Source organism: Aurantimonas sp. C2-5-R2 (assembly GCF_036549495.1).
Lineage (GTDB): Bacteria > Pseudomonadota > Alphaproteobacteria > Rhizobiales > Rhizobiaceae > Aurantimonas > Aurantimonas coralicida_A.
Genome location: NZ_JAZHLJ010000004.1, coordinates 128,961 through 154,543, shown reverse-complemented (window position 1 = coordinate 154,543; position 25,583 = coordinate 128,961). Strand labels below are relative to the sequence as shown.

The following is a 25,583-nucleotide window of genomic DNA, read 5'->3' as shown; positions in this document are numbered from 1 at the left end:
CAGGCATGACGTCCGAAAAAATCCTGACGCTGGCCGAGGCGTGGTGGCGCGATATCGAGGCGACCGCCGCGGCCTATCCCTCCATCGCGATCATGGGTCTGATCCTCGCCCTCCTGTCGCTGCTCCTGTCGCGAAGCCTGTTTGTTTTCATCGCCGCGGCGTTCCTCGCCGTTGCCGCCATCCTTGTTACGGAGCCGGTCGCGGACCCGCTCAAGCGCGAGGTCCTGATCGGCGGATTCTTCCTGGCGATCGTCCTCGTCTCCGTCGTGGTGATGATGCTGCGGCTGCGCCTGCGTCAGGCACGCATTGATCTGCGCCGCACGGCAGCGGAAGCGAACGAATGGCAAGCCCTCTATCAGGACGAGGTGCGCTGGCGGCAGGCCGGCGGCGATGTACGGGACCGACTGCCGCCGGGCGGCTGAGGTCGATCGCGGCGCCGAAACCCGCCGCCGTCGTCATGGCTCGTTTTTGACAGAGGTCTCGTGGCGATCGATCGTATCCGCTGCATCGCGTGTCGCCGCATCGCTCCCGACCAGCGTCGTCGCCACCTTCGAGGACGCCTCGAGCGTGCGGTGAACCGGGCATTTGTCGGCGATTTCCAGGAGCTTGGCCTCCCATTCCTCCGGCACGCCGCCCTCGATATGGATGCGGCGGGTGAACCGATCGATCTTGCCATCGCGCCCGCGCTCCGTCTCCGTGCAGGCCTCACAGTCCTTGAAGTGCGTCTTCTCATGCGCGACGTCGACCGTGATCCGGCCGAGGTCGAGCTTCTTGCGATCGGCGTACATGCGCAGCGTCATCGAGGTGCAACTCGCGAGCGCTGCCGACAGGAAGTCGTAGGGCGAGGGGCCGCTGTCGAGGCCGCCGACGCTTTCCGGCTCGTCGGCCATCAGCCGGTGACGCCCCGCATGCACGGCGTTCTGGAACGTGCCGCCGAGGGTCTCGCGCACGCCGACATGCTCGATCGCGGTCTCGCCCTGGGGCTTTTCCGGTCCGATGTAACGGGTCGCCCAGCCGGCGACGACCTCGGCCGCGAACTCGGCGTCGGCGCGCTTGGTCAACAGGTGATCGGCGCCGTCCAGCGACACGAAGCTCTTGGGGTGTCGCGCCGCGGTGAAAATCGCACTGGCATTGTCGATGCCGACGAACTCGTCGACCGGCGAATGCATCACCATCAGCGCCTTGCGCATCGTCGCGATGCGATCCGTCAGGCAGGTGCCGCGAATGTCTTCCAGGAACTGCCGGCGGATGGTGAAGGGGCGGCCGGCCAGTTTCACGGCAACAGCCCCCTCCGCCTCGATGGCGTCGACATGGGCCGCGAACTGCTTTTCGACGTGGCTGGCTTCGGCGGGCGCCGCGATGGTGACCACCGCCCTGACCTCGGGAATGTCGCGGGCAACGGCAAGAACGGCCGCGCCTCCCAGCGAATGGCCGATCAGGATCTTCGGCGCGGCGAAATTGGTTCGAAGATAGTCGGCGGCGCTCTTCAGATCGGCGACGTTGGAGGAAAAGTTCGTCGAGGCGAATTCGCCCTCGCTGGAGCCAAGGCCGGTGAAATCGAAGCGCAGCACGGCGATGCCCTGCCCGGCGAGGCAGTTGGCGATGGTCCGCGCCGCCTGAAGGTCCTTGGAACAGGTGAAGCAGTGGGCAAACAGCGCATAGGCCCGCACCGGGCCGAGTGGCAGGTCGAGCCGCGCCGAAAGAGCGCCGCCGGAATGACCTTTGAAATCGACGCGCAGGATCGAATCGCTCATGCCGCTGAGACTCCGATGGTTGGTTACGACGGGCTGGACGATAGCCACTTTCGGCGCGCGTCGGCAGGTCCCGACGGTCACATGATCCGGAGGCAGAATTTTCTTTTGCCGATCGCGCGCGGCGAACACGATCAGATACGCGGGTTCGCCGATCATCCCGCGTCCTCTATCAACCACCGGCCGATCCACCTACATGGCTCCGATCCGCACAAATATTTCCGATTGGAAGCCACAATGGTCCAGCCCGACGATCTCTCCCAGCTCGGCCGCGACGCCCGCCCGGCCGCCTCTCCCGACGAAGCGGTGCTCGAGACGGTGCCCTATCGGCGCGGCGAGGGCGCGCCGGCCATCGTCCGGTTCACCTGCCCGGAATTCACCTCGCTCTGCCCGGTGACCGGACAGCCGGACTTCGCCCATCTGGTGATCGACTACGCGCCGGACGAACGGCTGGTGGAATCGAAATCGCTGAAGCTGTTCCTGACCAGTTTCCGCAACCACGGCGCCTTTCACGAGGACTGCACCGTCGCCGTTGGGCGGCGCATCGTCGAGGCGACGAAGCCGCTCTGGCTCAGGATCGGTGGCTACTGGTATCCGCGCGGCGGCATCCCGATCGACGTGTTCTGGCAGACCGGCCCGGCTCCCGAAGGCGTCTTCCTCCCCGATCAAGGCGTGCCGCCCTATCGCGGCCGCGGCTGACGCTGCGTCCGGCGCCATTGAACGGCGCGCCGCTTCGGCTTAGGACGCTTCAACCGATTGATTGGGGGCAGACATGGAACTCGACAGCATCGAAGACGCGATCGCAGCGATCGCGGCGGGGGAACCGGTGGTCGTCGTCGATGACACCGACCGGGAGAACGAAGGCGACCTGATCATGGCGGCATCGAAGGCGACGCCCGAGCGGATGGCCTTCATGATCCGCCACACCAGCGGAATCATCTGCGTGCCGATGACCGCGGAACGGGCCGACAAGCTGAATCTGCCGCCGATGGTCGCCAACAATCTCGACCCGATGCGCACCGCTTTCACCGTTTCGGTCGACTACAAGGTCGGCATGACGACGGGCATCTCGGCCGAGGAGCGGACCAACACCGTCCGCGCGCTGGCCAACGACAATTGCGCCGGAACCGACTTTCTGAGGCCCGGCCACATCTTCCCGCTGATCGCGCGGGACGGCGGCGTCTTGACCCGGTCCGGCCATACCGAAGCCGGCACCGATCTCGCCAAGCTCGCCGGGCTGGAGCCGGCCGGCGTGCTCGCCGAGGTCGTCAATGACGACGGCACGGTCAAGCGCCTGCCCGAACTCATCCCCTTCGCGCGCGAGCACGGGCTGAAGATCATCTCGATCGAGGACCTCATCTCCTATCGCATCCGCCGGGAATCCTTCGTCACCTGCGTCAAGGAGGAGGCGATGACCGTCGGCGGCATGGCCGCCCAGGTGCGGATCTACGAAACCCCGTTCGACCAGATGCAGCATGTTGTCGCCGTCTTTGGCGACGTGCGCGACGGCGAAAAGGTGCCGACCCGCATCCATCGCGAACAGCCGGTGCTCGACCTGTTCGGCCGCACCCGCGAGGCGAAGACCTGGGTGGAGGTCGCCGTCGACCAGCTGAAAAGCCACGGGCGCGGCGTCCTGATGCTGCTCCGGACGCCGAATGTCGACGATTTCGAAGCCGGCGACGCCGTGGCGGATCACGCCGACGGCGAACGCCATGGCAGCGCGCTGAAACGCCAGCAGCGCTGGCGCGAGATCGGCGTCGGCGCCCAGATCCTGCGCGACCTGCACATCCGGTCGATCTCCGTGCTGGCGACGCATGAGCGCGCCTATGTCGGCCTCACCGGCTTTGGCATCGAGGTCGCCGGCACCATACTGGTCGAGGACTGACCGGCCCTGCCGAGGGGCGGCGAGCCGCGCCCGCGTAGGATAGCGCCGGGCGGCCCGTCGCGTTCGGCAAAGGTCTCGGAGACCGCGGGTTGCGAGACATGCGGCACCAGTGTCACATAGTCGTTCCAGGATTGACGAGGGCGGCATGGGCGGGCAGCGGGACGATGGCAAAGGCGGGACCGACCGCGAAGACCCCGACCTGACCACCCAACGCCCGACGCTGCGGGTCACCGACATGGCGGTCTGGCGCCCCCATACGGTCAGCAAGGAATTCGAAGTCCACGCGATCCATCCCGGCGCAACGCGCGCGGCGATCGAAGAGAGCTGCGGCTGGAGCGTGCGCTACGCTGACGATTGCGGCGAGACCCAAGCGCCGACGCCGGACGGATTGGCAACCCTTCGAGACCTCCAGCGGCGAACCGCCGAGGCGCACAGGCGGAGCGCCGCGTGAGAAGGATGGAGCGCACCCGCGTCGCCATTATCGGCGGCGGGCCGGCTGGGCTTCTGCTTGCGCTCATCCTTCACCGCGCCGGGATCGACAGCGTCGTCATCGAGCGCAGAAGCCGCGATTACGTCTTGTCGCGCATCCGCGCGGGCGTTCTGGAAAAGGGCACGACGGATATTCTGAGGACCGCCGGCGTCGGCGCGCGCCTTGACCGGGAGGGGCTCGTGCATGACGGGCTCGACATCGCCTGGCGCGGCGAAGTCCTGCATATCGGCCTGCGCGAGCTGACCGGCAAGACCGTCACCGTCTACGGCCAGACCGAGGTTACCCACGATCTTTACGACGCGCTCGACGAAGCCGGCGTACCGGTTATCCACGAGGCCGAGGACATCCATCTGTGGGACATCACAACCGACACGCCGTTCGTGACCTTCCATACGCAGGACGGCGAGCACAGCCTCGAATGCGATTACGTCGCCGGTTGCGACGGCTTCCACGGCGTCTGCCGCCAGACCATTCCGGCCGATCTGCTGCGGACCTTCGAACGGGTCTATCCGTTCGGCTGGCTCGGTATCCTCACCCGGACGCCGCCAATCCAGGACGAGCTGATCTACGCCCATCACGCGCGCGGCTTTGCGCTCTGCTCGCTCAGAAGTCCGCAATTGTCGCGCTACTACCTCCAGTGCGACGCCGCCGACGACGTCGCCAACTGGCCGGACGAGCGCTTCTTCGACGAGCTCGAGGCGCGACTGCCGCCTCGGGTCGCCGCCCATCTCAAGCGCGGTCCCTCGATCGAGAAATCGATCGCGCCGCTCAGATCCTTCGTCGCCGAGCCGATGTGCCACGGCCGGCTGTTTCTGGCCGGGGACGCGGCGCATATCGTGCCGCCGACCGGGGCCAAGGGGCTGAACCTCGCCGTCTCCGACGTCCATTACCTGTCGCGGGCGCTGATCGCCCATTACCGCGACAAGGACGACCACCTACTGGAAACCTATTCCGAGACGGCGCTCGCCCGGGTCTGGAAGGCCGAACGCTTTTCCTGGTGGTTCACCTCGATGATCCACATGTTCGAGGCGGATGGCGCCTTCTCCCAGCGCATCCAGGAAGCCGAATTCGACTATCTCGCCTCCTCGCAAGCGGCCCAGACGGCACTGGCGGAGAACTATGTCGGATTGGCGTATTGAGGGCCGCGACTCTTCAGGCCTCCCAATCTTCCAGTTGGAGGCCCTCGACTCGTTCGAACTCGCGCCGGTTGTGCGTGATGAGCGTCAATGAGCGCGCCATCGCCTGCCCCGCGATGAGGACGTCATAGGGGCCGATCGGCAATCCCACTCCTGCGAGCTTCGCCCGAATCTTCGCGGCCTGCCACGCGTCCTCCCGATCGAGTTCAAGGATCTGGAACCGCAATTCATCCAGCCGCGCCAGATTTTCGGCAACCCGAACGCTCTTGTAGGCACCGTAATAGAGTTCGTGCGCGACGACGACGGAGATGGCGTAGTGCTCGGGCGAATGCTGCTTGAGGCGTCCATGAACCTCGACGTTCCCCTTCAGCACGGCGATGACGGCATTCGTATCGAGCAGAAATGTCATTCGAAGACGCTGAAATCGCGGTCTTGTTCCCCTGTCGGGCGCTCCGTCGCCGCGCTCTCGAAATCACTGTCCACGGGGCCGATCAGATCGTCGAGCCACTTCCAGTCCTGTTCCACAGGCTCCAGAATGACGGCGCTGCCGTGCCGCCGGATACGCACGGTCTCGCCGGCGAATCGAAACTCCTTGGGAAGCCGGACAGCCTGCGAACGGCCCGACCAGAAGACTTTCGCCGTGCTCATTCCAAACCTCCTAATGGTATATGGCAAAAAGATATATCGACTGAGCGGTGGCGACAAGCGCAAAGACGTCATGGCGGGGGATCTTGGGCCGACCGTCTCGATAAGAGAGGAGGCGCCCTCTGAGAGCATCCCATCTTGTCGCGCGGGACCCCACATGACGAAAGACAGCCTCTTTTTACGCGAGAATGCGCAAAATTTCGCCTCGCCTTGTCGCGGGTTCAAGGCTTATGCAGTGTGACTGCAAGCTTGACCTCAACGAGGACGACGACATGGCCGAGCGCCCGTTCATCCGCGACAACGACCGATCCGACGATGGGATCGGCGAGCGTGAGCCTTTGCGCCCGGCGCGCATGGGCGAGCTCGCGACCCTGCCGGTGTTCTTCGACCTCGGAGCCAAGCGTGTCGTCATGGCCGGCGGCTCCGCCGGCGCGGCCTGGAAGGCGGAACTGCTGGCCTCGGCCGGGGCGCATGTCGACTTCTATGCGCCGTCCGACGACCTCGACGCGGAGATGGCCGAGCTTCTGGCCGCTCCGCCGGTTGTGGGCCGCATCCATCATCACGACCAGCCATGGTCGGCCGACATCTTCGCCGGTGCGGCGATCGCCGTCGGCGATGTGGAGAGCGAAGCCGAGGCACAGGCCTTCTATTGCGCGGCCAAGGCTGCGGGCGTTCCGGTCAATGTCGTCGACAAACCGGCCTTCTGCGATTTCCGCTTCGGCTCGATCGTCAACCGTTCGCCGGTCGTCATCGGCATTGCCACCGACGGCGCCGCGCCGATTCTCGGTCAGGCGATCCGCCGGCGCATCGAGACGCTGCTGCCACCGGCACTCGCGGGCTGGGCGGCGCTCGCCTCGAAAATCCGCGCGGACGTGATGGACCGGCTGGCGCCGGGGCCGCTGCGCCGCGCCTTCTGGGAGCGCTTCTCCGACCGCGCCTTTACGACTCGCACGCCCGACGCGAACGCGGAGAGCGACGCCCAGGACTTCGTCGCCGAGCTTGCCCGCTCTCCGCAAGCCGGCGGGCGCGTGACGCTGGTCGGCGCCGGGCCCGGCGAAGCCGAACTCCTGACGCTGAAGGCTGTGCGCGCCCTGCAGGCGGCCGACGTCATCCTGTTCGACGACCTCGTGTCCGACGACATTCTGGAACTTGCCCGCCGCGAGGCCAAACGGATGCTGGTCGGCAAGCGCGCCGCCCGCGAGAGCTGCCGCCAGGAAGACATCAACCGGATGATGGTGCAGTTCGCCAAGGCGGGCAAACACGTCGTGCGACTGAAATCCGGCGATGTCTCGGTGTTCGGCCGGGCCGGCGAGGAACTCGACGAACTGCATCGCGAGAACATCCCGGTGGCGATCGTGCCGGGCATCACCGCGGCCTCGGCGTTGGCCGCGACGTTCGGCGTTTCGCTGACCCACCGCGACCGCGCCCAACAGGTGCGCTTCGTCACCGGGCACTCCAAGCAAGGCGGACTGCCCGAGGACCTCGACTGGCGGGCGCTGGCCGACGATCACGCCACCACGATCTTCTACATGGGCGGCCGGATGGCGCCGAAGATTGCCGCGCGGCTGATCGCCAACGGTCTGCCGGAGACGACGCCGGTGGCGGTCGCGGCGAATCTTTCCCGCGACGACGAAACCAAGGCCGCCGGCACGCTCGCCGATCTCGGCGCGATCGTCGCTCAGATCGGCGTCGACCGGCCGATCCTCATCGGCGTCGGCCGGGTGTTCGCCGATCATGCGCGCGCCGCCGCGACAGACCAGGACGAGGACACGGCCGAAGCAGTTACCGGCTGACCTGTCTCGTCATTCCCGGCTCACACCCCCGGATCGATCTGCACCGTCGAGCGATCGAGGACTTCGCGCAACGCGAAGGACGAGTTGATCCGCACGACATGCGGAAACGCCGACAGATGGGTCTTGTGGATGCGCTCGTAGTCCTCCAGATCGCGGGCCGCGATCCGCAGGAGATAGTCGTATTCGCCCGACATCAGGAAGCAGACGATCACGTTCGGACAGCGCTTCGCCGCCGCCTCGAACTCGGTCAATTGGCGCTCGCTCTGGCCGGACAGCCCGATATGCACGAGGACGGTGATCGGATGGCCGAGCGCGCGATTGGACAGCCGGGCATGATAGCTAAGAATCGCGCCGGTCGCCTCCAGCCGGTCGAGCCGGCGGGAACAGGCCGAGGGCGACAGGCCGACCCGTTCGGCAAGAGTGTTGTTGGCCAGTCGCCCTTCGCGCTCCAAAGCGCGCATAATGGCAAGGTCGAATCGGTCCAAGGCGTCCATGCACCGGATTTTTGCGCCTAACACCAATGTGACGCAAGTTCGTTGTGCAACCTCCCGTCAAACGCCTCAATTTCGAAAGGACATTGCGGCGGCTTCCCGGCGAAATCTGCGAGATCGCCCAGAGGAGGACCATCATGCGCGTCGGCTGCCCGAAAGAGATCAAGAACCACGAATACCGAGTCGGCCTGACGCCGTCGGCGGCCCGCGAATACGTCGCCCAGGGCCATGAGGTGCTCATCGAGACCGGCGCCGGAGCGGGCATCGACGCCAGCGATGCCGATTACCAGGCTGCGGGCGCGACGATCGCCGCCGATGCCGCCGAAGTCTTCAAGGCCGCCGACATGGTGGTGAAGGTCAAGGAGCCGCAGCCGAACGAGTGGGCGCAGCTGCGCGAGGGCCAGATCCTCTACACCTATCTCCACCTCGCGCCAGACCCGAAACAGACCGAGGGATTGCTCGCTTCGGGCGTGACCGCGATCGCCTACGAGACCGTCACCGACGGGCGCGGCGGCTTGCCGCTGCTGGCGCCGATGTCGGAGGTCGCGGGCCGACTGTCGATCCAGGCCGCGGCCCGGGCTCTCGAAAAGGCCCATGGCGGGCGCGGCGTGTTGCTCGGCGGCGTTCCCGGCGTCGCCCCCGGCAAGATCGTCATCATCGGCGGCGGCGTCGTTGGCAAGGAAGCGGCCAAGATGGCGATCGGCCTCGGCGCCGACGTCACCATCCTCGACCGTTCGATCCAGCGTCTGCGCGACCTCGACGACCTCTTCGCCGGCCGCGTCCATACGCGCTATTCGACCAAGACGGCGATCGAGGAAGAAGTGTTCGCCGCCGACGCCGTGATCGGCGCGGTGCTCATCCCCGGAGCCTCGGCGCCAAAGCTCGTCACCCGCGAGATGCTCTCCGGTATGAAAAAGGGCGCGGTGCTGGTCGATGTCGCCATCGACCAGGGCGGCTGCTTCGAGACCTCGCATGCGACGACTCACGCCGAACCGACCTTCGAGATCGACGGCGTCGTGCATTACTGCGTCGCCAACATGCCGGGCGCCGTGCCGATCACCTCGGCGCACGCGCTCAACAACGCGACGCTACCCTTCGGCCTGGCGCTGGCCAACCGCGGGCTCGAAGCGTTGTCGGCCGACCCACACCTGATGCACGGGCTCAACGTTCATCGTGGTCAGATCACCAACCGGGCGGTCGCCGAATCGCTCGGCCGGGCGATGATCGACGCCAACCAGGCGCTGGCCGCCTGAGGCAGCGCTGAGCGGTCAGTCGGCGGTTTCGCTCGCCGTCATCTGCCGCTGGCGCTCGCGCAGCGCCGCGGCTTTCTCCCCGGTGAGCCGGTCGATGCAATGCGGGCAGGAGACGCCGTCCTCGTAGGCCGACGATGCCTGATCATCGGGCGAGAGCGGCGCCCCGCAGCCGAAACACGCGGCCCAGTCGGTCGCCTCCAGCCCGTGGCCGACGGCGACCCGCCCGTCGAAGACGTAGCAGTCGCCCCGCCAGCGGCTGTCGTCTTTCGGCACCTCCTCGAGATATTTCAAAATGCCGCCCTTGAGGTGGAAAACGCTCTCGAACCCCTTTGACAGCATGTAGGCCGACGCCTTTTCGCAGCGAATGCCGCCCGTGCAGAACATCGCAACCTTGCGATGGGCCTTCGGGTCGAGGCTGGCCGCGACGAAATCCTTGAAGTCGGTGAAATTGTCGATGCCGGGATCGATCGCCCCCTCGAAGCCGCCGACCCTGGTCTCGTACCGGTTGCGCGTGTCGACGACGACCACCTCCGGATCGGCAATCAGCGCGTTCCAGTCCAACGCCTCGACATAGGTGCCGACTTGCGTCGACGGATCGGCCTCGGGCGCGCGCATGGTGATGATCTCGGGCCGGATACGGATCTTCAGCCGCGCGAAGGGCCAGGCATCGGCTTCGGAGAATTTGACCTCGCCGCGCCGGATGCCGCAGCGGCGGTCGAGTTCGTCGATGATCGCGGCGATCGCCGGCTTCGTTCCGGCGATGGTGCCGTTGACACCCTCGGGCGCGATCAGGATCGTACCGCGTGCCTCGCGCTCGGCGCAGAAGGCGGCGAGCGCCGCCTTGAACGACGGCAGATCATCGAGCGGGACGAACCGGTAGAAGGCAGCGACGGTGAACGGCATGCCGCCTCATAGCGCCACGAGTCGCGCCTGACAAATGCGCGGGCGCGCCAGCGTTCCTCCAGCGGTGTCGGCCTGTGTCCGGGCGATCGGCGAATTTTCTCCCGCGTTGCGGTGACGGCCGACCGGAAGATGATAAGAGAGGGAAACGAATCCCGCCACCTGCTCGCAACCCTTCGGAGTTCCATCGCCCGTGCTCGACCGTGTCATCGGCGTCGTGCTGATCGTCACCGCCTTTGCCGTCCTCCTGCGCGAATGGACCGGCGACGCGACGGCGTCGATGGTCGGCTCGGCAGGGATCGTGGCATTTCTCGCGCTTGCCGCGCCCCGCGCGCGTCCGTCGCGGCAGGCTTTCGTCGCGGCCGGCCTCGGCCTTGTCGCGGCCGCCGTCATTTTCCGACCCGACTGGCAAGACATCGCGCTTCGCGGACTCGCCCAGGGATCGTTCATCGCGGCATTCTTCATCGCCCTCGCCTCGCTGCGCAATCCTGCCTCGACCTCGCCGGCGATCGCGCGCTGCGGGCAGTATCTGGCGACGCAGCCGCCGGGCAAGCGCTATCTGGCCCTGACGATCGGCGGCCACCTGTTCGCGCTCATCCTCAATTACGGCGCGATCTCGCTGCTCGGCGGCCTGACGGAAAGCATCGCGAATCGGGAGACCAACGCGCAGATTCGCGAGATCCGCAACCGACGCATGCTTTTGGCCATCCAGCGCGGCTTCGTCGCCACCCTGGCGTGGTCGCCGCTCGCCTTTGCCATGGCGATCACCACCTCGATCATCCCGGGCTCCTCTTGGAGCGGCGCGGCGGGCTTCGCCATTCTCAACGCCGTCCTGGTGACCTTCGTCGGCTGGGCGCTGGATTCGCTCTACAAGCCAAAGCTCTCGCAGCCGCGCCCGGCACGCGCGAAGCCGATCGGCAGCTGGCGCGACCTGAAGCCGCTGCTGGCGCTGTTGCTGCTGCTGTTTTCGGGCGTCGCGGCGCTCGAGCTTTTGACCGGCCTGCGGATGATCGCGGTGGTCATGCTGCTGGTGCCGACGCTGGCCGTCGGCTGGCTGCTCGTCCAGACGCGGGGGCCGGAGGGTACCGCGCGGCGCTGGCTCACCCATCTGCGGAACTTTACGATCGCTGAGGTGCCATCCTACCATTCGGAGCTCGTCCTCCTGGTCATGGCCGGGTTCATCGGTACGGTCGGCAGCGCGCTCCTGCAGCCATTGATGGAAAGCCAACCGGCCGACCTTGCCGCGCTTCCCGGCCCGCTCGTCCTGGTCGCATTGGTCTGGATCATCCCGCTGCTCGGCCAGATCGGCATGAACCCTCTGCTGTCGGTTTCGCTGCTCGCCCCGCTGCTTCCGTCCGCCGAAACCCTGGGGGTCTCGCCGAACGCCATCATCGTTGCGCTGACCGCCGGCTGGGCGTTGACCGGCGCGTCGTCGCCCTTCACGGCGACGACCATGCTGGTCGGCCGGCTTGGCCATGCCAGCGCGCTCCATGTGGGCCTGGTGTGGAACCGCGGCTTCAACCTCGTCGCCGGACTGGCGCTTTCGCTGTCGGTGCTCGTTGCGGCGATGCTGTGACCATTCCACTTTGGCCCGGATAGACGGCAAGCGCTTTCCCGCACGCGGCGATTGCACTACTTCAAGCGGCGTCCTGCACGCCGACGCCCAACCCCTCCGGTCGAGACGAACGGCTCCATATTTTCCCGAAAGCTTTCTTGGCGATGGAATTTCTGACGGCAGAATCCCTGACGGCGCTGGCGCAGGTCATCATGATCGATCTGGTGCTCGCCGGAGACAATGCCGTCGTGATCGGTCTCGCCGCGGCCGGGCTGCCGGCCGCGCAACGCGGCAAGGCGATCCTCGTCGGCATCATCGCCGCCACGGTGCTGCGCATCGACTTCGCCACGGTCACGACGCAGCTGCTCAAAATCGTCGGCCTGCTTTTGGCCGGCGGGCTGCTGCTGCTCTGGGTGAGTTGGAAGATGTGGCAGGAGCTGCAGGTGCCGGACCCCGCCCCCGAAGCCGCGCTCTATGGCGACAGCGCAAGCCTGGCACCGCGCAAGTCGCTCAGCCAAGCGATCTGGCAGATCGTTCTCGCCGATGTCTCGATGTCGCTCGACAACGTGCTCGCCATCGCCGGCGCGGCCCGCGAGCACCTCTGGGTGCTGGTGCTCGGCCTGATCCTGTCGATCGCGCTGATGGGCCTCGCCGCGACGCTGATCGCGCGGCTGCTCGGCCGCTATCGCTGGATAGGCTATATCGGCTTGGTGATCATCCTCTATGTCGCGCTGAAGATGATCTACGAAGGCTGGCAGGAGACCGCGCCGTACCTGCTGGGCTGAAGCCGGCGACAGGCAAAAGCGAGGCGATGGTCGGTCGCCCGTGGTGTCGTCAGCGGGCCCTGCGAGGTGAGCCGCCGAGGCCGGAAAACATGGCTAATCCTGAATTTATTTGCCTTTAAGGAATCATCCGCTTGAACGACGCGACTCGATTCGGCGCGGCTTTGTTCGAATGATGTTCTTGTTTCATTCCCAAAATCATGCTTACCTTGAGGCATTCTTGGTCAAGGCGGCCGCACTCCCCGTGGCGGGGAACAGGCCGCCGGTTCGAGGGGGTGACGCCATGGTGTCGCGCGTCAAGACCGTCGCGTTTCAGGGAATCGAGGCCGTCCCGGTCGACGTCCAGGTCATGGTCGCCCCCGGCAAGGTCGGCATCCAGATCGTCGGCCTGCCCGACAAGGCGGTCGCCGAAAGCCGGGAACGCGTCCAGGCGGCGCTGCACGCCTCGGGCCTGTCGATGCCGCCCAAAAAGGTCACCGTCAACCTCGCCCCGGCCGACCTGCCCAAGGAGGGCAGCCACTACGACCTGCCGATCGCGCTCGGACTGATGGCGGCGCTCGGCGCGATCCCCTCCGACATGCTCGCGGGCTACGTTGTCCTGGGAGAACTCTCGCTCGATGGCATGCTGACTGCGGTGGCCGGGACGCTCCCCGCCGCGATCGGCGCCAACGCCATCGGTCTCGGGCTGATCTGCCCGGCCGATTGTGGCGCGGAAGCGGCCTGGGCAAGCGGCGACATGGACATCATTGCCGCCCGCAGCCTGATCCAGATCGCCAATCATTTTCGCGGCACCCAGATCGTCGCGCGGCCGGAACCGGCGGTCAGGGCCGCGCCCGCCAACCTGCCGGACCTCTCCGAGATCAAGGGGCAGACGGTCGCCAAGCGGGCGCTCGAAATCGCCGCCGCGGGCGGCCACAATCTCCTGATGGTCGGACCGCCCGGCTCCGGCAAGTCGATGCTCGCCCAGCGGCTGCCCTCGATCCTGCCGGCGCTGACCCCCAAGGAACTCCTCGAAGTCTCGATGATCGCCTCGATCGCCGGAGAACTCTCCGGGGGAAAGCTCTCCGACCGGCGCCCGTTCCGCGCGCCGCATCATTCCGCCTCCATGGCGGCGATGGTCGGCGGCGGCTTGCGCGCCCGGCCCGGCGAGGTGTCGCTCGCCCATCGCGGCGTCCTCTTCCTCGACGAGTTTCCCGAATTCTCGCCGGTGGTGCTCGACTCGCTGCGGCAGCCGCTCGAGGCGGGCGAGAGCGTCATCGCGCGGGCCAATCACCGCGTCACCTATCCAGCCAAGATGCAGCTGGTCGCGGCGATGAATCCCTGTCGCTGCGGCATGGCCGGCGAGCCCGGCCGCTCCTGCGCGCGCGGGGCCCGCTGCGCGGCCGATTATCAGGCGCGGATCTCGGGCCCACTGATGGACCGGATCGATCTGCGCGTCGACGTGCCGGCGGTCACCGCCGCCGACATGATCCGGCCGCAGCCGTCCGAGACGTCACTGGCGGTCAAGGCACGGGTGGCGGCGGCCCGCGCGCTCCAGATCGAGCGTTACGAGGCCGAAGGCCTGTCCGGGGCGACGGTCAACGCCCATTGCTCGGCCGCCCTCATCGAGACGATCGCCGCGCCCGACGCCGAGGGCCTGAAGCTCCTACGGGATGCCGCCGAGCAGATGAGGTTCTCGGCCCGCGCCTATCACCGCATCCTGAAGGTCGCGCGCACCCTGGCCGATCTCGACCAGGACGAAACCGTCAGGCGTATTCATCTCGCCGAGGCGATCTCCTACCGCGTCGCCGGCGAGCGGCTGGCGGCCGCGGCGTGAGCGCGCAGCGCGATCGCCGGCAGCCGCCGAGGCCGTTGCCCCATTCGCAGTGGAGCGTCAGCCGCGCAGCGTGCCGCCAGTGGCCTTTTCGACCTGGGCGACGATCTTGGCCGAAACCGCTTCCAAATCTTCGTCGGTCAGCGTCCGGTCGGCCGGATTGAGGGTCACCTCGATGGCGACGGACTTCTTGCCTTCGCCGAGCGCTGCGCCGGAAAAGACGTCGAAGACGCGTACCTCGCCGACCAGCTTCCTGTCCGCACCCTCGGCGGCGCGCACGAGCTTCAGCGCCTCCACGCCGGCATCGACGACGAAGGCGAAGTCGCGGCGCACCGGCTGGAACGGCGACAGGGTCAGCACCGGCTTGGTGCGGGTGGCCTTGCGCTTGGGCTCGGGGATCGCGTCGAGGAACACCTCGAAGCCGCAGAACGCGCCGGCAGCGTCGATCTGCTTCAAGGTTTTGGGATGAAACTCGCCGAACTCGGCGAGGATCACCTTCGGGCCGAGCTTGATACGGCCGGAGCGGCCGGGATGATACCAATCGCTCGCAGGTGCTTCGATCATCAGCCGGTCGACGGGCGCACCGGCCGCTTCCAGCGCGGCGATGGCGTCGGCCTTGGCCTCAAAGACGGAGACGGCGGGGGCGTTGCAGTCCCAGGACCGGCCCGCGCCGCTATGCACGGCCGTCCCGCGCCGCACGCCGCCGGCGACGCGCATCTGGCCGTCCGGCTCGTCGGAGGCGTAGACCGCCGCCACCTCGAACAGGGCGGTGTCGCCATAGCCCCGGGCAGCGTTGCGGCTTGCGGCCGCGATCAGGCCCGGCAGCAGCGAAGGCCGCATGTCGGACATGTCCGCCGAGATCGGATTTTCCAGCTTCAGCGCCTCAGTGCCGCCGCCGAAAGCCATGGCGTGGTTCTCGGGAATGAAGCTGTAGTTCACGGTCTCGACCATGCCGCGCGCGGCCAGCGCCCGGCGGGCGGCACGGTCGCGGATCTGCGGAACGGTGAGGATGCGGGTGTTGACGGAAGCCGCGGCCGCCAGCGGCTGGGGTTCGATCGTCTCGACGCCGGTGAGGCGCATGATCTCCTCGACGAGATCGGCCTTGCCGTCCACGTCGGGGCGCCAGCTCGGAACCGTCACGCTTGCCGCCGCGCCGTCGCTCGACACACCGAAGCCGAGCCGCTTCAAGATGGCCACCTGCTCGTCCGGCGTGACGGTCAGCCCGGTCAACCGCTCGACTTCGCCGAAGGGCAACGGGATCGACCGCGTCTCACGCGTCGCTTCCGCGACGACGGTGCGCCGCGACGGCGTGCCGCCGCAAATATCGAGGACCAGACGCGTCGCGAGGTCCAGCCCCGGCTCCATGAAGGCCGGGTCGACGCCGCGCTCGAAGCGGTAGCGGGCGTCGGTAATGATGCCGAGCGTCCGGCCGGTGCGGGCGATGTCGACCGGCTCCCAAAGCGCCGACTCGATGAGGACGTCGGTGGTCGCCGCGTCGCAGCCGGACTGTTCGCCGCCCATGATCCCGGCGATCGATTCCACTCCTTTGTCGTCGGCGATGACGCACATGCCGTCGGCGAGCGTGTAGGTGCGGCCATCGAGCGCCAGCACCGCCTCGCCGGCCTTGGCGTCGCGCACGACGAGATCGCCCGCCACCTTGGCGGCGTCGAAGACGTGCAGGGGCCGGCCGCGGTCGAAGGTGACGTAGTTGGTGATGTCGACGAGGGCGTTGATCGGGCGAAGTCCGATCGCCCGCAGACGCTTCTGCATCCACTGCGGCGAGGCGCCGTTGGCGACTCCCGCCACCTGGCGGAGCGCGAAGCCGGTGCAGGTGGCGCTCTCGACACGAACGGCGACCGGGCAGTCGCCTTCCCCTTCGATCCGCTCCGACGCCTTCGTCTTCAACGTTCCGAGGCCGGAGGCGGCGAGATCGCGCGCGATGCCGGCAACGCCGGTCGCGTCGGGGCGGTTCGGCGTCAAATTGATCTCGATGACCGGGTCGGCGAGATCGGCATAGTCGGCGAATTTGGCGCCGACCGGTGCGTCTTCCGCCAGATCGATGATCCCGTCATGGCTGTCGGAGAGTTCCAGTTCGCGCTCGGAACACATCATGCCGTGGGATTCGACGCCGCGAATCCGCCCGATCGACAGGGTCGTGTCGATGCCTGGCACATAGGTGCCGGGGATCGCGAGGACGCCGACCAGCCCGGCGCGGGCGTTCGGCGCGCCGCAGACGATCCGCAGCGGCTTGCCGTCGTTAATCTCCGGCCCGGCCTCGACGGTCAACACCTTCAGCTTGTCGGCGTCAGGGTGCTTTTCGGCGGAGAGCACCCGCGCGATCCGGAACGGCGCGAACACGGCGCGGTCGTCGACGGCTTCGACCTCCAACCCGATCATCGTCAGGCGTTCGCAGATAGCGGCAAGGGATGCGTCGGTGTCGAGATGATCCTTGAGCCAGGAGAGGGTGAATTTCATGGGAAGCGATCGTCGGTTGGGTTGCGAGCGGGCCTTGCGGCGCGAAGGATGGATGTCTCGAAGAACGGAGCCGGCGCTCGGCGCAAGACACGCGCCGGGCGCGGCCCTGCTGCGTAGGACGCGAAGGTTGTCCGCGTCAACGGAAAGGTCGCCGGCGGAAGACTACCGGAAATGCCCGCTCTACGGATTCGGGCCGTCGGAGGAGGTGATTTCGCCGGCCACGCGACGGACGGCCGCGTTGGCATGGACGAAGCGATAGGTGAACAGCGCGACGACGGCGAAAATCGCATACAGGAACAACAGCGTTCCCCAACTGAGCGGGGAATCGAAGCCGAATTTGTCGAGGATTGCCGGCAGGCCGACGCCGGTGAAGAACGAAGCGAGCGCGGCCGGCGTCGGCGGCATCGAGCGATAGTAGAAGGCGAACAGGCCGACGGTCACCAGCGCCACCACGATGCGGCCGAGCGACGACAGCAGCGCGAAGAAGGCACCATCGGCGAACAGCCAGTGGAAAAAATCGACGACAAGCAAGCCGATGATCGCGCCGGCGACGACGGCGATCACTTCGAGGACGATCATGCGCGGGGACATGGCGGGGTTCCGTTGTTGCCTTGAAGGATGTCCATCTGCGGCATTGCGTCAGAAATCAAGGCCGCTCTACGCTGAACCGCCGATATCGCGGCAGGCCATCCTCGATCGCCGGAAAATCCAGCGCCTCGCACAGAAAGGCGTGATGGGTCGGCGGGTAGCATTGCGGCGCGTCCATCGCTCCGAGAACGAAGTAAATGCGATCAGCCAGCCGATCGTCGCGATAGGCGATCGGCGTCCCGCATTCGGGACAGAACGAGCGCCTGGCCGGGCCATCGCCATAGTCCTTCTCGCCTGCCGCCTCGAAGGTGACGTCATCGCGGTAGAAGCCGACGAAAACCAGAACCGGCGCACCGGACGCCTTGCGGCAGTCACGGCAGTGGCAATAGCTGGTGAAAATTGGGTCGGCCGAGGCACGAAAGCGGACGCGTCCGCAACGGCAGCCGCCAGCGTGGCGGACATCAGGGGGCGCTCTTTCGCTCACCTTCCGGCGGCCTTCACATGTTCGGCCAGAACCGCGTTGATCCGCGACTGCCAGCCCGGACCGCCAGCGCGAAAATGATCGATCACCGAGCGGTCGAGCCTCAGGCCGACGCGCTCCTTGGTCGGCGCTTTCTGGGAGCCGCGTTGAGCCCGAAGCCTGGCGAAGGCATCCACGAGCTCGGGATGGACTTCGCGTGCCCGTTTAAAGTGGCGAAAATCCTCCGCCGTCAGTTCGCGGACCTCGCCGTCCTCGTCGGTCAGCGGCGGTCTATCGTCCGGCAGTCTGCTCATAGTCCTCGATCTCCCGGCTATTGGCCTTTCGGAACGAAATGATCCGGACGCAGTCCCAACGGTACGTATAACAGACGACGCATACGCGACCGCGGAAATAACCGGTGGAGATCATCCGTGCCTCGCCATAGGGACGCCGATTGTCCTCAACGGTCGTTGCCGTTTCGAACTCGAACTCCACGACATCCGCAAAGTCGAGGCCGCGTTCCAAAAGCGTGCGCCGCCGTTTTTCCTCGTCCCATTCAAGCTCCAATGGCGGCGCCCGTCAATCAAATCATGGCCACAATCCGATCCGTCAAGAGCTCAATCCTCCGAACAGGGTCGGCATGTCGAGCGGCCGGAAGCCGTAATGCTCGAGCCAGCGGATGTCGGCGTCGAAAAAGGCGCGCAGATCCGGCATGCCGTATTTCAGCATGGCGAGACGATCGATGCCCATGCCCCAGGCAAAGCCCTGATATTCGTCTGGATCGAGGCCGCCGGCGCGCAGGACGTTCGGATGCATCATGCCGCAGCCGAGGATCTCCATCCAGTCCGAGCCTTCGCCGAACCGCACCTCGCCGGGCTTGGACCGGTCGCACTGGATGTCGACTTCCAGCGAGGGCTCGGTGAATGGGAAGAAGGAGGGGCGGAAGCGCATGTTCAGCGACGGCACCTCGAAGAACGTCTTGCAGAACTCTTCCAGCACCCACTTCATGTTGGCGACATTGGCGGTTTTGTCGACGACCAGCCCCTCGACCTGATGGAACATCGGCGAATGGGTCGCGTCGGAATCCTGCCGATAGGTCTTGCCCGGAATGACGATGCGGATCGGCGGCTTCTGGCTCTCCATGGTGCGGATCTGCACGGGCGAAGTGTGGGTGCGCAGCACCTTGCGTTCGCCCGCCGCGTTCGCCTTCAGGAAGAAGGTGTCGTGCATTTCGCGGGCCGGGTGGCCTTCGGGAAAATTCAGCGCGGTGAAATTGTAGTAGTCGGTCTCGATGTCCGGACCTTCGGCGATGGCAAAGCCCATGTCGGCGAAGATCGCGGTGATCTCGTCGACGACCTGGCTGATCGGATGGATGCGCCCGCGCGCCGCCGGGCTCGGACGCACCGGCAAGGTGACGTCGACCCGCTCGGCGGCGAGCCGCGCCGCGATCGCCACGTCAGCCAATTGCTCGCGCCGTGTCGCGATCGCCGCCTGGACCCTATCGCGCAGCCCATTGAGCCTGGGACCCGCCTCGCGGCGCTCCTCCGGGCTCATCTTGCCGAGGCCTTTCAGCATCTCGGAAATGCGGCCCTTCTTGCCGAGCTCGGCAAGCCGGATCGCCTCCAGCGCGGCCTCGTCGCCGGCCGCTGCGATATCGGCCTCGAGCCGTGCTTCGAACGCTTCGGTGTCGCTCACCTGTCACTCCATGCTTTGCCGCGCCGGCGGCCTGGCGGCCTGATTAGCGCTTGCGGCGCGCCGAGGGAAGTCGCCAGCGCCCTCCCGAAACGCGGAAGGCCCGCGCAGCGGTGCGGCGCGGGCCTTCCTGGCGTCATATGCGGCGTGGCTTCAGGCCGCGCGCTTCTCGCCGACGGCGCGCTCGTAGGCGCCTTCGAACTTGCTGTCCTTGAGATAGGCCAGCGCCGACTTCGCCTGCTCGCAGAGAACCGCGAAGGCCTCCGGCTCGTGGATCGCGATGTCGGACAGAACCTTGCGGTCGACCTCGATCCCGGCCTTGCCCAGACCGTCGATGAAGCGGCCATAGGTCAAGCCATGCTCGCGGACGGCGGCGTTGATGCGCTGAATCCACAAAGCGCGGAAATTGCGCTTCTTTACGCGGCGATCGCGCGTGGCGTACTGCTTCGACCGGTCGACGGCGGCCTTGGCGGCGCGGATGGTGTTCTTGCGGCGGCCGTAGAAACCCTTGGCCTGCTTGAGAACCTTCTTGTGCTTGGCATGGGACGTGACGCCCCGTTTCACTCTCGCCATGATCTTGCTCCTGGAATTCTAGAAATGCGCGACGCCGCTCAGCGGTCGTAGGGCATGTAGGTCTTGACGATCCGCTCGTCGGGCTTCGACAAAATCATCGTGCCACGCGAGTCGCGAAGGAAGTCGTTGGAGCGTTTGATCATGCCATGGCGCTTGCCGGCGGCACCCGCCTTCACGCGGCCGGAGGCCGTCATTCTAAAGCGCTTCTTGGCGCTCGCCTTGGTCTTCATCTTGGGCATTTTGCTCTCCTAACGTGAGGATCGCGACTAGACGGGCCACCGTTTCCGGCCTGCTCCGCTCCGGTCTCATTCGGAATTGTCGCGACAGCATTGAGAACCGCCACGGCATGCCCTGCCGGTCGGTTCGCTTGGACGACGGGCTTATAAGGTGCCTCGCAAGCGGAAGCAAGAGCCCTCGCGCGCGGGCCACGGCGGCCGGACGAAAATCCGCGCCCCTCGCTGGCTCGATTGTTCCGCCGCTTCCTCACTTTCCGACAACCTCCACAACGCGGAATTGGTCCCTTGCCATCCAACACACTCGATGAAAAGATACTGGTGGGGCAAGGGATGGAGAGCAATGACGCTCATTCAATTTCCGGGGCGACTCGGCGATGTCCGGGAAAAAACCGCCTTGGCTTCGATTTGCCCCTGTCACTGGGCCGCGGTTCTAACCTCGCTGGAGCGACTTTTTCCCAGTGCCTCGGCTGTGCTGGAGCGTGTTGGCGCCGGCGCGGCTGATAGTGGGCGATTTTGCGCCGGCAATCCAACGTTGCGCCGGATCGTCGGCGCACGATGGGATGCCCAGGGCCTCGATTACCTTTCCGTCGGTACGATCTTTCGGATGAGCGAATTGCCGGAGACCGGCCTGCCCTCGTCCCGGCGACGCGACGACGGCATCGCACATGGCGGGGCAGGGATTGTCCTTCATCGGCGAGCCTCCCGCCTGTGGGTTCTGTCGGTTCAGGTTCCGCTCCCGCTCGGCGATCGATACGACGCGGCCATCGCGACGCTTCTGCGCCGGCTGGCGCCGGATCTGCGACGGTCGTTTCTGATCTCGTACGGCCTTGGCACGACCGAGCAGCCCGACCGGGCGACGATCGAGTCGATCTGGGACGAACTGTCCGTCGGGGTCGTCTTATTGTCGGCAGGCCTGAGGCCCTTGGCCGTGAACACGGCCGCCGAGGAGATCGTCACCACCCGCCGGTTCTTTGCTCCGCTGGGGTGCCGCGGCTCGTTGCGTGCGGCCGTCAACAACGACAATGACCGCCTGCGTCTGGCAGCCAGCCGTATCGTATACGGGGAAAGCGACGTGGAGACCGTCGACCTCAAAGGGGTCCGATGCACGGCTCCGCTGCCTGTCACGCTTCGCGCCGTGGGGCGCAGGACTGGAAGCAGACGGTTCAACGCGTTGGCCAAGGGCGTCGAGGAAACCCTCGTGGCGATCATCGGGGATTGCGAACCATCATACGGCAACACGAATGCGCTGCGCGCCTCGGCGGCAAATCGATAGGCCCACCTAGGCGAAAGGCCGCCGGCGTTCGGCGCCACAGAATCAGGCCGGGATTTCGCCCGGGCGGTCAGGCGAGCGGCGGCAGGGTTTTACATTCCCCGCGCCGCAAGGTGTGTACCGCGGACCCGGATGAGCCGTTCAGCCTCGCGGTGCCAAGACCATCATCATCTGGCGGCCTTCAAGCTTCGGCTCGGCCTCGACCTTCGAGATTTCAGCCGTTTCCTCACGAACGCGGTTGAGAAGCCGCATGCCGAGTTCCTGATGAGCCATTTCACGCCCACGGAACCGCAACGTGACCTTGACCTTGTCGCCCTCGTCGAAGAAGCGACGGACCGACTTCATCTTGGTCTCGTAGTCGTGTTCATCGATGTTCGGCCGCATCTTGATCTCTTTGACCTCGATGGTCTTCTGGCGCCGTCGTGTCTCAGCGGCCTTCTTTTGACTCTCGTATTTCAGCTTGCCCAGGTCGAGAATCTTGCAGACCGGCGGATTGGCGGTCGGCACGATCTCGACGAGATCCAACCCCGCGTCCTCGGCCATCGTCAAAGCGTCCTGCGTTGCCACAGGCCCGAGGTTCGTCCCCTCGGTATCGATCAACTGAACCTGCGGAACGCGAATCTCCTTGTTGGAGCGCGGCCCCTCTTTCTGGGTCGGCGGTGCACGAAATGGTCTGCGAATGGTCGTTCTCTCCTGTTATTGACGATCCCCGGGTGGGCCATGAAAACGCCAACGGCTGCCGGATTCCCCTGCCTTATGGGAAAACCGAACGTCAAAGTTTCATCACGCGCCCAATCAGCGGCGTCCTCTATAGCATCGACATCGGCGAATGGCACGCCCACGGCGATAAAAAGCTGCCATGACGGTCCTGGCAACCCTTTCGCCAGCTCGTTCTTCGCGTCATTAGCGCACGGACGGTCACTGCCCGACACCATCGAACATGGAACCTGCCAACCGGTTTCGCCAGTACCGCCCATCAATCCGGCAACGAAAGGACCGCGACGATCATGCAGTCAGAGACCAAGGCGGAACAGCCGCGCACCATCACCGTCGGCTCCGGGTCGAGCGCCCGCACGATCGCCTTTCGCACCCAGGCGGGTGACGCGCCGGCGCTCGTCTGGCTCGGTGGCTACCGGTCTGACATGCACGGAACCAAGGCCGAGCACCTGGCGCAACTGGCCGAAAAACAGGCGCTCGCCTTTTGCCGGCTGGATTATTCCGGCCATGGCGAGTCCGGCGGGCGGTTCGAGGACGGCACGATCGGCCGCTGGACCGAGGAGGCCGCCGCGGTCATCGACGCCGCGGTCGACGGTCCGGCGATCCTGATCGGCTCTTCGATGGGGGCCTGGATCGCGCTGCGTCTCGTCCAGACGGCGCTGGCGGCCGGAAAGCCAGCCGAGGTCGCCGGGCTTTTGCTGCTGGCGCCGGCACCGGACTTCACCCATCGGCTGATGGAACCGAAGTTGCGCGACGACCAACGCGCGGCCCTTGACCGCGACGGCTTCATCGCCGAGCCCTCCGACTACTCGCCGGAGCCGAACATCTATACCCGGAAGCTGTTCGAGGATGGCGCCGCGAATCTGGTCATGGAGGGGCTGATCGAAACGCGATGTCCGGTGACAATCATCCAGGGCATGGCGGATCAAGACGTGCCGGTCGCGCACGCGCTCGAACTGGTGACGCATCTGCCGTCGGAGGGCGTCATCGTAACCCTGATCCGTGACGGCGACCATCGTCTGTCGCGGCCGCAGGATCTCGAACTCATCGAGCGCGCCGCCCTCGATCTGGTTACCGCGGCGCGCGACGGTAGCTGACCAAAGGTTCCGTTCCAATCCTTCCGCCACGACTGTTGGCGGGCCGATGTCGTATTTTTATCACTTGCGCCGCGGCCCGCCGCGACAATTCCCTTTTATTCCCTCGACTTAGTTGGCTGCGCTGGCGCGCGATTCCGGCCGCCGGCCGCGGGTAAACTCTCGCTATCGACGATGAGCCTTGAGTGGGGCTGGTCATTGAAGCTTCTGCAACCCTCTGAATGTGTTGACAGTTTTCACGATTGCTTCAACCATGAGCCATCTACGCATTTTTCGTACAAAGGGGAGTACGAAATGGGGGCCTTTCGCGCATTTGGCGCCACGGTACTGCTTTGTCTGTCGGTCACTGCCACTTCGGCGCGCTCGGAGCCGCGTGGCGCCTTCATGGGCCTCGGCAATCCCACCACACAACCGATCGGCCATCTGCTCTTCTGTCAGGAATATTCGCGCGAGTGCGAGCCGCCCGCCGCAGGGATCACCGCAGCTCCACTGAAGCTGAGCCGTCCCCTCATCCTGTCGGTGGCTGCCGTGAACACGACCATCAACGCCCGCATCAAAGCCCGTTCCGACTTGGATATCTACGGTGTCGAGGAGCGCTGGGCCTATCCGGCCGTCGAGGGCGACTGCGAGGATTTCGTCCTCTTAAAACGCCGTGTGCTCTCACAGAAAGGCATCGATCTCGCCAACCTGTTGATCACGGTCGTCCTCAGGCCGGACGGCGAAGGCCACGCGGTGCTGACGTTGCGAACGACGCAGGGCGACTTCATCCTCGACAATCTCGAATGGCGTATCCTGGCCTGGGCGGACACGCCCTACAAATATCTCAAACGACAAAGCAGCGCCGATCCCGGCCGCTGGATCGACATTGGGCACGGCGGGGACGTAATCGTCAGCGCCGTCGAGAAATGACCCCGAGGGCGTCAGGCATTGCCAATGAGAACGCCGGCCGCGAAGACCAGCGCTCCGCCCAGGACCACCTGTAGCGCCGCCCGCAGAAAGGGCGTGTCCATATAGCGGTTCTGAATGAAGGCAATTGCCCACAGTTCGAAGAAGACGACGACGAAGGCGATCGCCGTCGCGGTCCAAAAGTCCGAAATCAGATAAGGCAAGGCATGGCCGAGACCGCCGAGCGCGGTCATCACGCCGGAGGCGATGCCGCGGCGCATGGGAGAGCCACGTCCCGACAGCACGCCATCGTCGCTGGCCGCCTCGGTAAAGCCCATGGAGATGCCGGCACCGATTGATGCGGCAAGCCCGATCAACAGCGTCTGGTGGCTGTCGTGGGTGGCGAAGGCGGCGGCGAAGATCGGTGCGAGCGTCGAGACGGACCCGTCCATCAACCCGGCAAGACCCGGCTGGACATAGGTGAGGATGAACGCCCGCCGCTCGGTCTCGGCCTCCTCCGACCGAACGCCTTCGGTGATCGTCTCATCGACAAGCGTCTGGGCGGTTCGCTCATGCTGTGCTTCGGCGGCGGCGAGATCGCCGAGCAATTGCCGAACGCCCGCGTCCTGACTGCGCTTTGCCGCCTCCCGATAGAAGGTCGCCGCCTGCCGTTCCATGTCAGCGGCCGCCTGACGCGCCCGCTCGATCCCGAGCGGGCGAACCAGCCAATCGGGCTTGCGTTGATAGAAGCCACGAATATCGGAGCGGCGCACCAGCGGGATTCTTTCGCCGAATTTCTCGCGGAACAGCGTGATAAGCCGACGCCGGTGCTCATCCTCCTCCTCCGCCATCGCCTCGAAAATCTTGGCCGACGCCGGATAGTTCTCGCGCAAGCCGTCGGCGAAGGCACCATAGATCCGGCCATCCTCCTCTTCCGCTCCGATGGCGAGTGCCAGAATCTCGGCTTCCGACAGGTCGTCGATCGTTCGGCGGGTGAACGCGGTCATACGGCTCAACATCGGCGATTCTTTCTTTAGAATGATTCCAATCTATTGATTGGTTCTCTCGTTCGCAAGCCGCGCGAGACCGGTGTCAGGCA

At 65.9% G+C, this 25,583-nt stretch carries 29 protein-coding genes; 14 read left to right on the top strand and 15 right to left on the bottom strand.

The window, feature by feature from the left end; genetic code table 11:
• The first annotated feature begins 5 nt into the window (after positions 1-5).
• Positions 6-422, top strand: a complete 417-nt coding sequence (locus tag VQ044_RS03595; RefSeq protein WP_327645266.1) for a hypothetical protein — start codon at positions 6-8, stop codon at positions 420-422.
• A 33-nt stretch (positions 423-455) separates the two neighbouring features.
• Here the strand turns inward: VQ044_RS03595 and VQ044_RS03590 are convergent, their stop codons facing one another.
• Positions 456-1,754, bottom strand: a complete 1,299-nt coding sequence (locus VQ044_RS03590; RefSeq protein WP_327645264.1) for a bifunctional alpha/beta hydrolase/OsmC family protein — start codon at positions 1,752-1,754, stop codon at positions 456-458.
• Positions 1,755-1,988: 234 nt separating this feature from the next.
• Between VQ044_RS03590 and queF the strand changes: the two genes are divergently transcribed.
• The 4 genes from queF (at position 1,989) to pobA (ending at position 5,265) form a co-directional block, all read left to right on the top strand.
• Positions 1,989-2,450 (top strand): preQ(1) synthase, encoded by a 462-nt coding sequence (queF, locus tag VQ044_RS03585; protein WP_327645262.1) that lies wholly within the window; start codon positions 1,989-1,991, stop codon positions 2,448-2,450.
• A 73-nt stretch (positions 2,451-2,523) separates the two neighbouring features.
• Positions 2,524-3,636: a 3,4-dihydroxy-2-butanone-4-phosphate synthase gene (ribB, locus tag VQ044_RS03580; RefSeq protein WP_327645261.1), complete on the top strand. Its 1,113-nt coding sequence runs from the start codon at positions 2,524-2,526 to the stop codon at positions 3,634-3,636.
• Positions 3,637-3,781: 145 nt separating this feature from the next.
• A complete protein-coding gene (locus VQ044_RS03575; RefSeq protein ID WP_327645259.1) occupies positions 3,782-4,087 on the top strand; it encodes a hypothetical protein in 306 nt (101 codons plus the stop codon).
• 5 nt (positions 4,088-4,092) lie between these two features.
• Entirely contained in the window at positions 4,093-5,265 is a 1,173-nt protein-coding gene (pobA, locus tag VQ044_RS03570; protein WP_327624401.1) for a 4-hydroxybenzoate 3-monooxygenase, read from the top strand.
• A 13-nt stretch (positions 5,266-5,278) separates the two neighbouring features.
• On the opposite strand, the gene VQ044_RS03565 is transcribed toward pobA, so the two are convergent.
• Positions 5,279-5,671, bottom strand: coding sequence for a type II toxin-antitoxin system VapC family toxin (locus tag VQ044_RS03565; protein ID WP_327645258.1), 393 nt, complete (start codon positions 5,669-5,671; stop codon positions 5,279-5,281).
• On the bottom strand, positions 5,668-5,910 hold the full coding sequence (locus VQ044_RS03560; protein WP_327645256.1) for an antitoxin: 243 nt from the start codon (positions 5,908-5,910) through the stop codon (positions 5,668-5,670). Before VQ044_RS03560 ends, VQ044_RS03565 begins: the two co-directional genes overlap by 4 nt.
• Before the next feature lie 350 nt (positions 5,911-6,260).
• Between VQ044_RS03560 and cysG the strand changes: the two genes are divergently transcribed.
• Positions 6,261-7,700 carry a siroheme synthase CysG gene (gene cysG / locus VQ044_RS03555; protein WP_327645287.1) on the top strand — a complete coding sequence of 480 codons (1,440 nt, stop codon included), beginning with the start codon at positions 6,261-6,263 and terminating at the stop codon, positions 7,698-7,700.
• 20 nt (positions 7,701-7,720) lie between these two features.
• On the opposite strand, the gene VQ044_RS03550 is transcribed toward cysG, so the two are convergent.
• Positions 7,721-8,194 (bottom strand): Lrp/AsnC family transcriptional regulator, encoded by a 474-nt coding sequence (locus VQ044_RS03550; protein ID WP_327645255.1) that lies wholly within the window; start codon positions 8,192-8,194, stop codon positions 7,721-7,723.
• Between the two features lie 134 nt (positions 8,195-8,328).
• Here VQ044_RS03550 and ald point away from each other — a divergent pair, with 134 nt between their 5' ends.
• On the top strand, positions 8,329-9,444 hold the full coding sequence (gene ald, locus VQ044_RS03545) for an alanine dehydrogenase (RefSeq protein WP_327645254.1): 1,116 nt from the start codon (positions 8,329-8,331) through the stop codon (positions 9,442-9,444).
• A 15-nt stretch (positions 9,445-9,459) separates the two neighbouring features.
• Here the strand turns inward: ald and trhO are convergent, their stop codons facing one another.
• The gene (gene trhO / locus VQ044_RS03540) at positions 9,460-10,347 is read right to left on the bottom strand and encodes an oxygen-dependent tRNA uridine(34) hydroxylase TrhO (protein WP_327645253.1); all 888 of its coding nucleotides are present in this window, start codon (positions 10,345-10,347) and stop codon (positions 9,460-9,462) included.
• A gap of 190 nt (positions 10,348-10,537) precedes the next feature.
• Between trhO and VQ044_RS03535 the strand changes: the two genes are divergently transcribed.
• The 3 genes from VQ044_RS03535 (at position 10,538) to VQ044_RS03525 (ending at position 14,497) form a co-directional block, all read left to right on the top strand.
• On the top strand, positions 10,538-11,920 hold the full coding sequence (locus VQ044_RS03535; protein WP_327645252.1) for a hypothetical protein: 1,383 nt from the start codon (positions 10,538-10,540) through the stop codon (positions 11,918-11,920).
• 143 nt (positions 11,921-12,063) lie between these two features.
• Positions 12,064-12,684: a YjbE family putative metal transport protein gene (locus tag VQ044_RS03530; protein WP_327645251.1), complete on the top strand. Its 621-nt coding sequence runs from the start codon at positions 12,064-12,066 to the stop codon at positions 12,682-12,684.
• 280 nt (positions 12,685-12,964) lie between these two features.
• Complete coding sequence (locus VQ044_RS03525) at positions 12,965-14,497, top strand: YifB family Mg chelatase-like AAA ATPase (protein WP_327645249.1); 1,533 nt, start codon at positions 12,965-12,967, stop codon at positions 14,495-14,497.
• Between the two features lie 57 nt (positions 14,498-14,554).
• Here VQ044_RS03525 and pheT read toward each other — a convergent pair whose 3' ends face one another.
• The 8 genes from pheT to rpmI all read right to left on the bottom strand — a co-directional run bounded on the left by pheT (position 14,555) and on the right by rpmI (position 20,521).
• Positions 14,555-16,969, bottom strand: coding sequence for a phenylalanine--tRNA ligase subunit beta (gene pheT, locus VQ044_RS03520; protein WP_327645247.1), 2,415 nt, complete (start codon positions 16,967-16,969; stop codon positions 14,555-14,557).
• A gap of 180 nt (positions 16,970-17,149) precedes the next feature.
• Positions 17,150-17,560, bottom strand: coding sequence for a hypothetical protein (locus VQ044_RS03515; protein WP_327645246.1), 411 nt, complete (start codon positions 17,558-17,560; stop codon positions 17,150-17,152).
• 55 nt (positions 17,561-17,615) lie between these two features.
• A complete protein-coding gene (locus tag VQ044_RS03510; RefSeq protein WP_327645245.1) occupies positions 17,616-18,041 on the bottom strand; it encodes a GFA family protein in 426 nt (141 codons plus the stop codon).
• Positions 18,038-18,331, bottom strand: coding sequence for a BrnA antitoxin family protein (locus tag VQ044_RS03505; RefSeq protein ID WP_327624337.1), 294 nt, complete (start codon positions 18,329-18,331; stop codon positions 18,038-18,040). The genes VQ044_RS03510 and VQ044_RS03505 overlap by 4 nt, the downstream gene beginning before the upstream one ends.
• Complete coding sequence (locus tag VQ044_RS03500) at positions 18,309-18,584, bottom strand: BrnT family toxin (RefSeq protein WP_327645244.1); 276 nt, start codon at positions 18,582-18,584, stop codon at positions 18,309-18,311. The genes VQ044_RS03505 and VQ044_RS03500 overlap by 23 nt, the downstream gene beginning before the upstream one ends.
• A gap of 42 nt (positions 18,585-18,626) precedes the next feature.
• Positions 18,627-19,712 carry a phenylalanine--tRNA ligase subunit alpha gene (gene pheS, locus VQ044_RS03495; protein ID WP_327645243.1) on the bottom strand — a complete coding sequence of 362 codons (1,086 nt, stop codon included), beginning with the start codon at positions 19,710-19,712 and terminating at the stop codon, positions 18,627-18,629.
• A 150-nt stretch (positions 19,713-19,862) separates the two neighbouring features.
• A complete protein-coding gene (rplT, locus tag VQ044_RS03490; RefSeq protein ID WP_327624340.1) occupies positions 19,863-20,282 on the bottom strand; it encodes a 50S ribosomal protein L20 in 420 nt (139 codons plus the stop codon).
• Positions 20,283-20,320: 38 nt separating this feature from the next.
• A complete protein-coding gene (gene rpmI, locus VQ044_RS03485) occupies positions 20,321-20,521 on the bottom strand; it encodes a 50S ribosomal protein L35 (RefSeq protein ID WP_327624341.1) in 201 nt (66 codons plus the stop codon).
• A gap of 337 nt (positions 20,522-20,858) precedes the next feature.
• On the opposite strand from rpmI, the gene VQ044_RS03480 reads away from it, so the two are divergent.
• A complete protein-coding gene (locus VQ044_RS03480) occupies positions 20,859-21,791 on the top strand; it encodes a hypothetical protein (protein ID WP_327645242.1) in 933 nt (310 codons plus the stop codon).
• Positions 21,792-21,929: 138 nt separating this feature from the next.
• Here VQ044_RS03480 and infC read toward each other — a convergent pair whose 3' ends face one another.
• Positions 21,930-22,469, bottom strand: a complete 540-nt coding sequence (gene infC / locus VQ044_RS03475) for a translation initiation factor IF-3 (protein ID WP_327624404.1) — start codon at positions 22,467-22,469, stop codon at positions 21,930-21,932.
• Between infC and VQ044_RS03470 the strand changes: the two genes are divergently transcribed.
• The 3 genes from VQ044_RS03470 to VQ044_RS03460 all read left to right on the top strand — a co-directional run bounded on the left by VQ044_RS03470 (position 22,457) and on the right by VQ044_RS03460 (position 24,508).
• Entirely contained in the window at positions 22,457-22,651 is a 195-nt protein-coding gene (locus VQ044_RS03470) for a hypothetical protein (protein ID WP_327645241.1), read from the top strand. The two genes, infC and VQ044_RS03470, sit on opposite strands and share 13 nt — an antisense overlap.
• A 144-nt stretch (positions 22,652-22,795) precedes the next feature.
• Complete coding sequence (locus tag VQ044_RS03465) at positions 22,796-23,602, top strand: alpha/beta hydrolase (protein WP_327645239.1); 807 nt, start codon at positions 22,796-22,798, stop codon at positions 23,600-23,602.
• A gap of 195 nt (positions 23,603-23,797) precedes the next feature.
• Complete coding sequence (locus VQ044_RS03460; protein WP_327624344.1) at positions 23,798-24,508, top strand: transglutaminase-like cysteine peptidase; 711 nt, start codon at positions 23,798-23,800, stop codon at positions 24,506-24,508.
• 11 nt (positions 24,509-24,519) lie between these two features.
• Here VQ044_RS03460 and mbfA read toward each other — a convergent pair whose 3' ends face one another.
• Entirely contained in the window at positions 24,520-25,503 is a 984-nt protein-coding gene (gene mbfA, locus VQ044_RS03455; RefSeq protein WP_327624345.1) for an iron exporter MbfA, read from the bottom strand.
• Between the last annotated feature and the right edge of the window lie 80 nt (positions 25,504-25,583).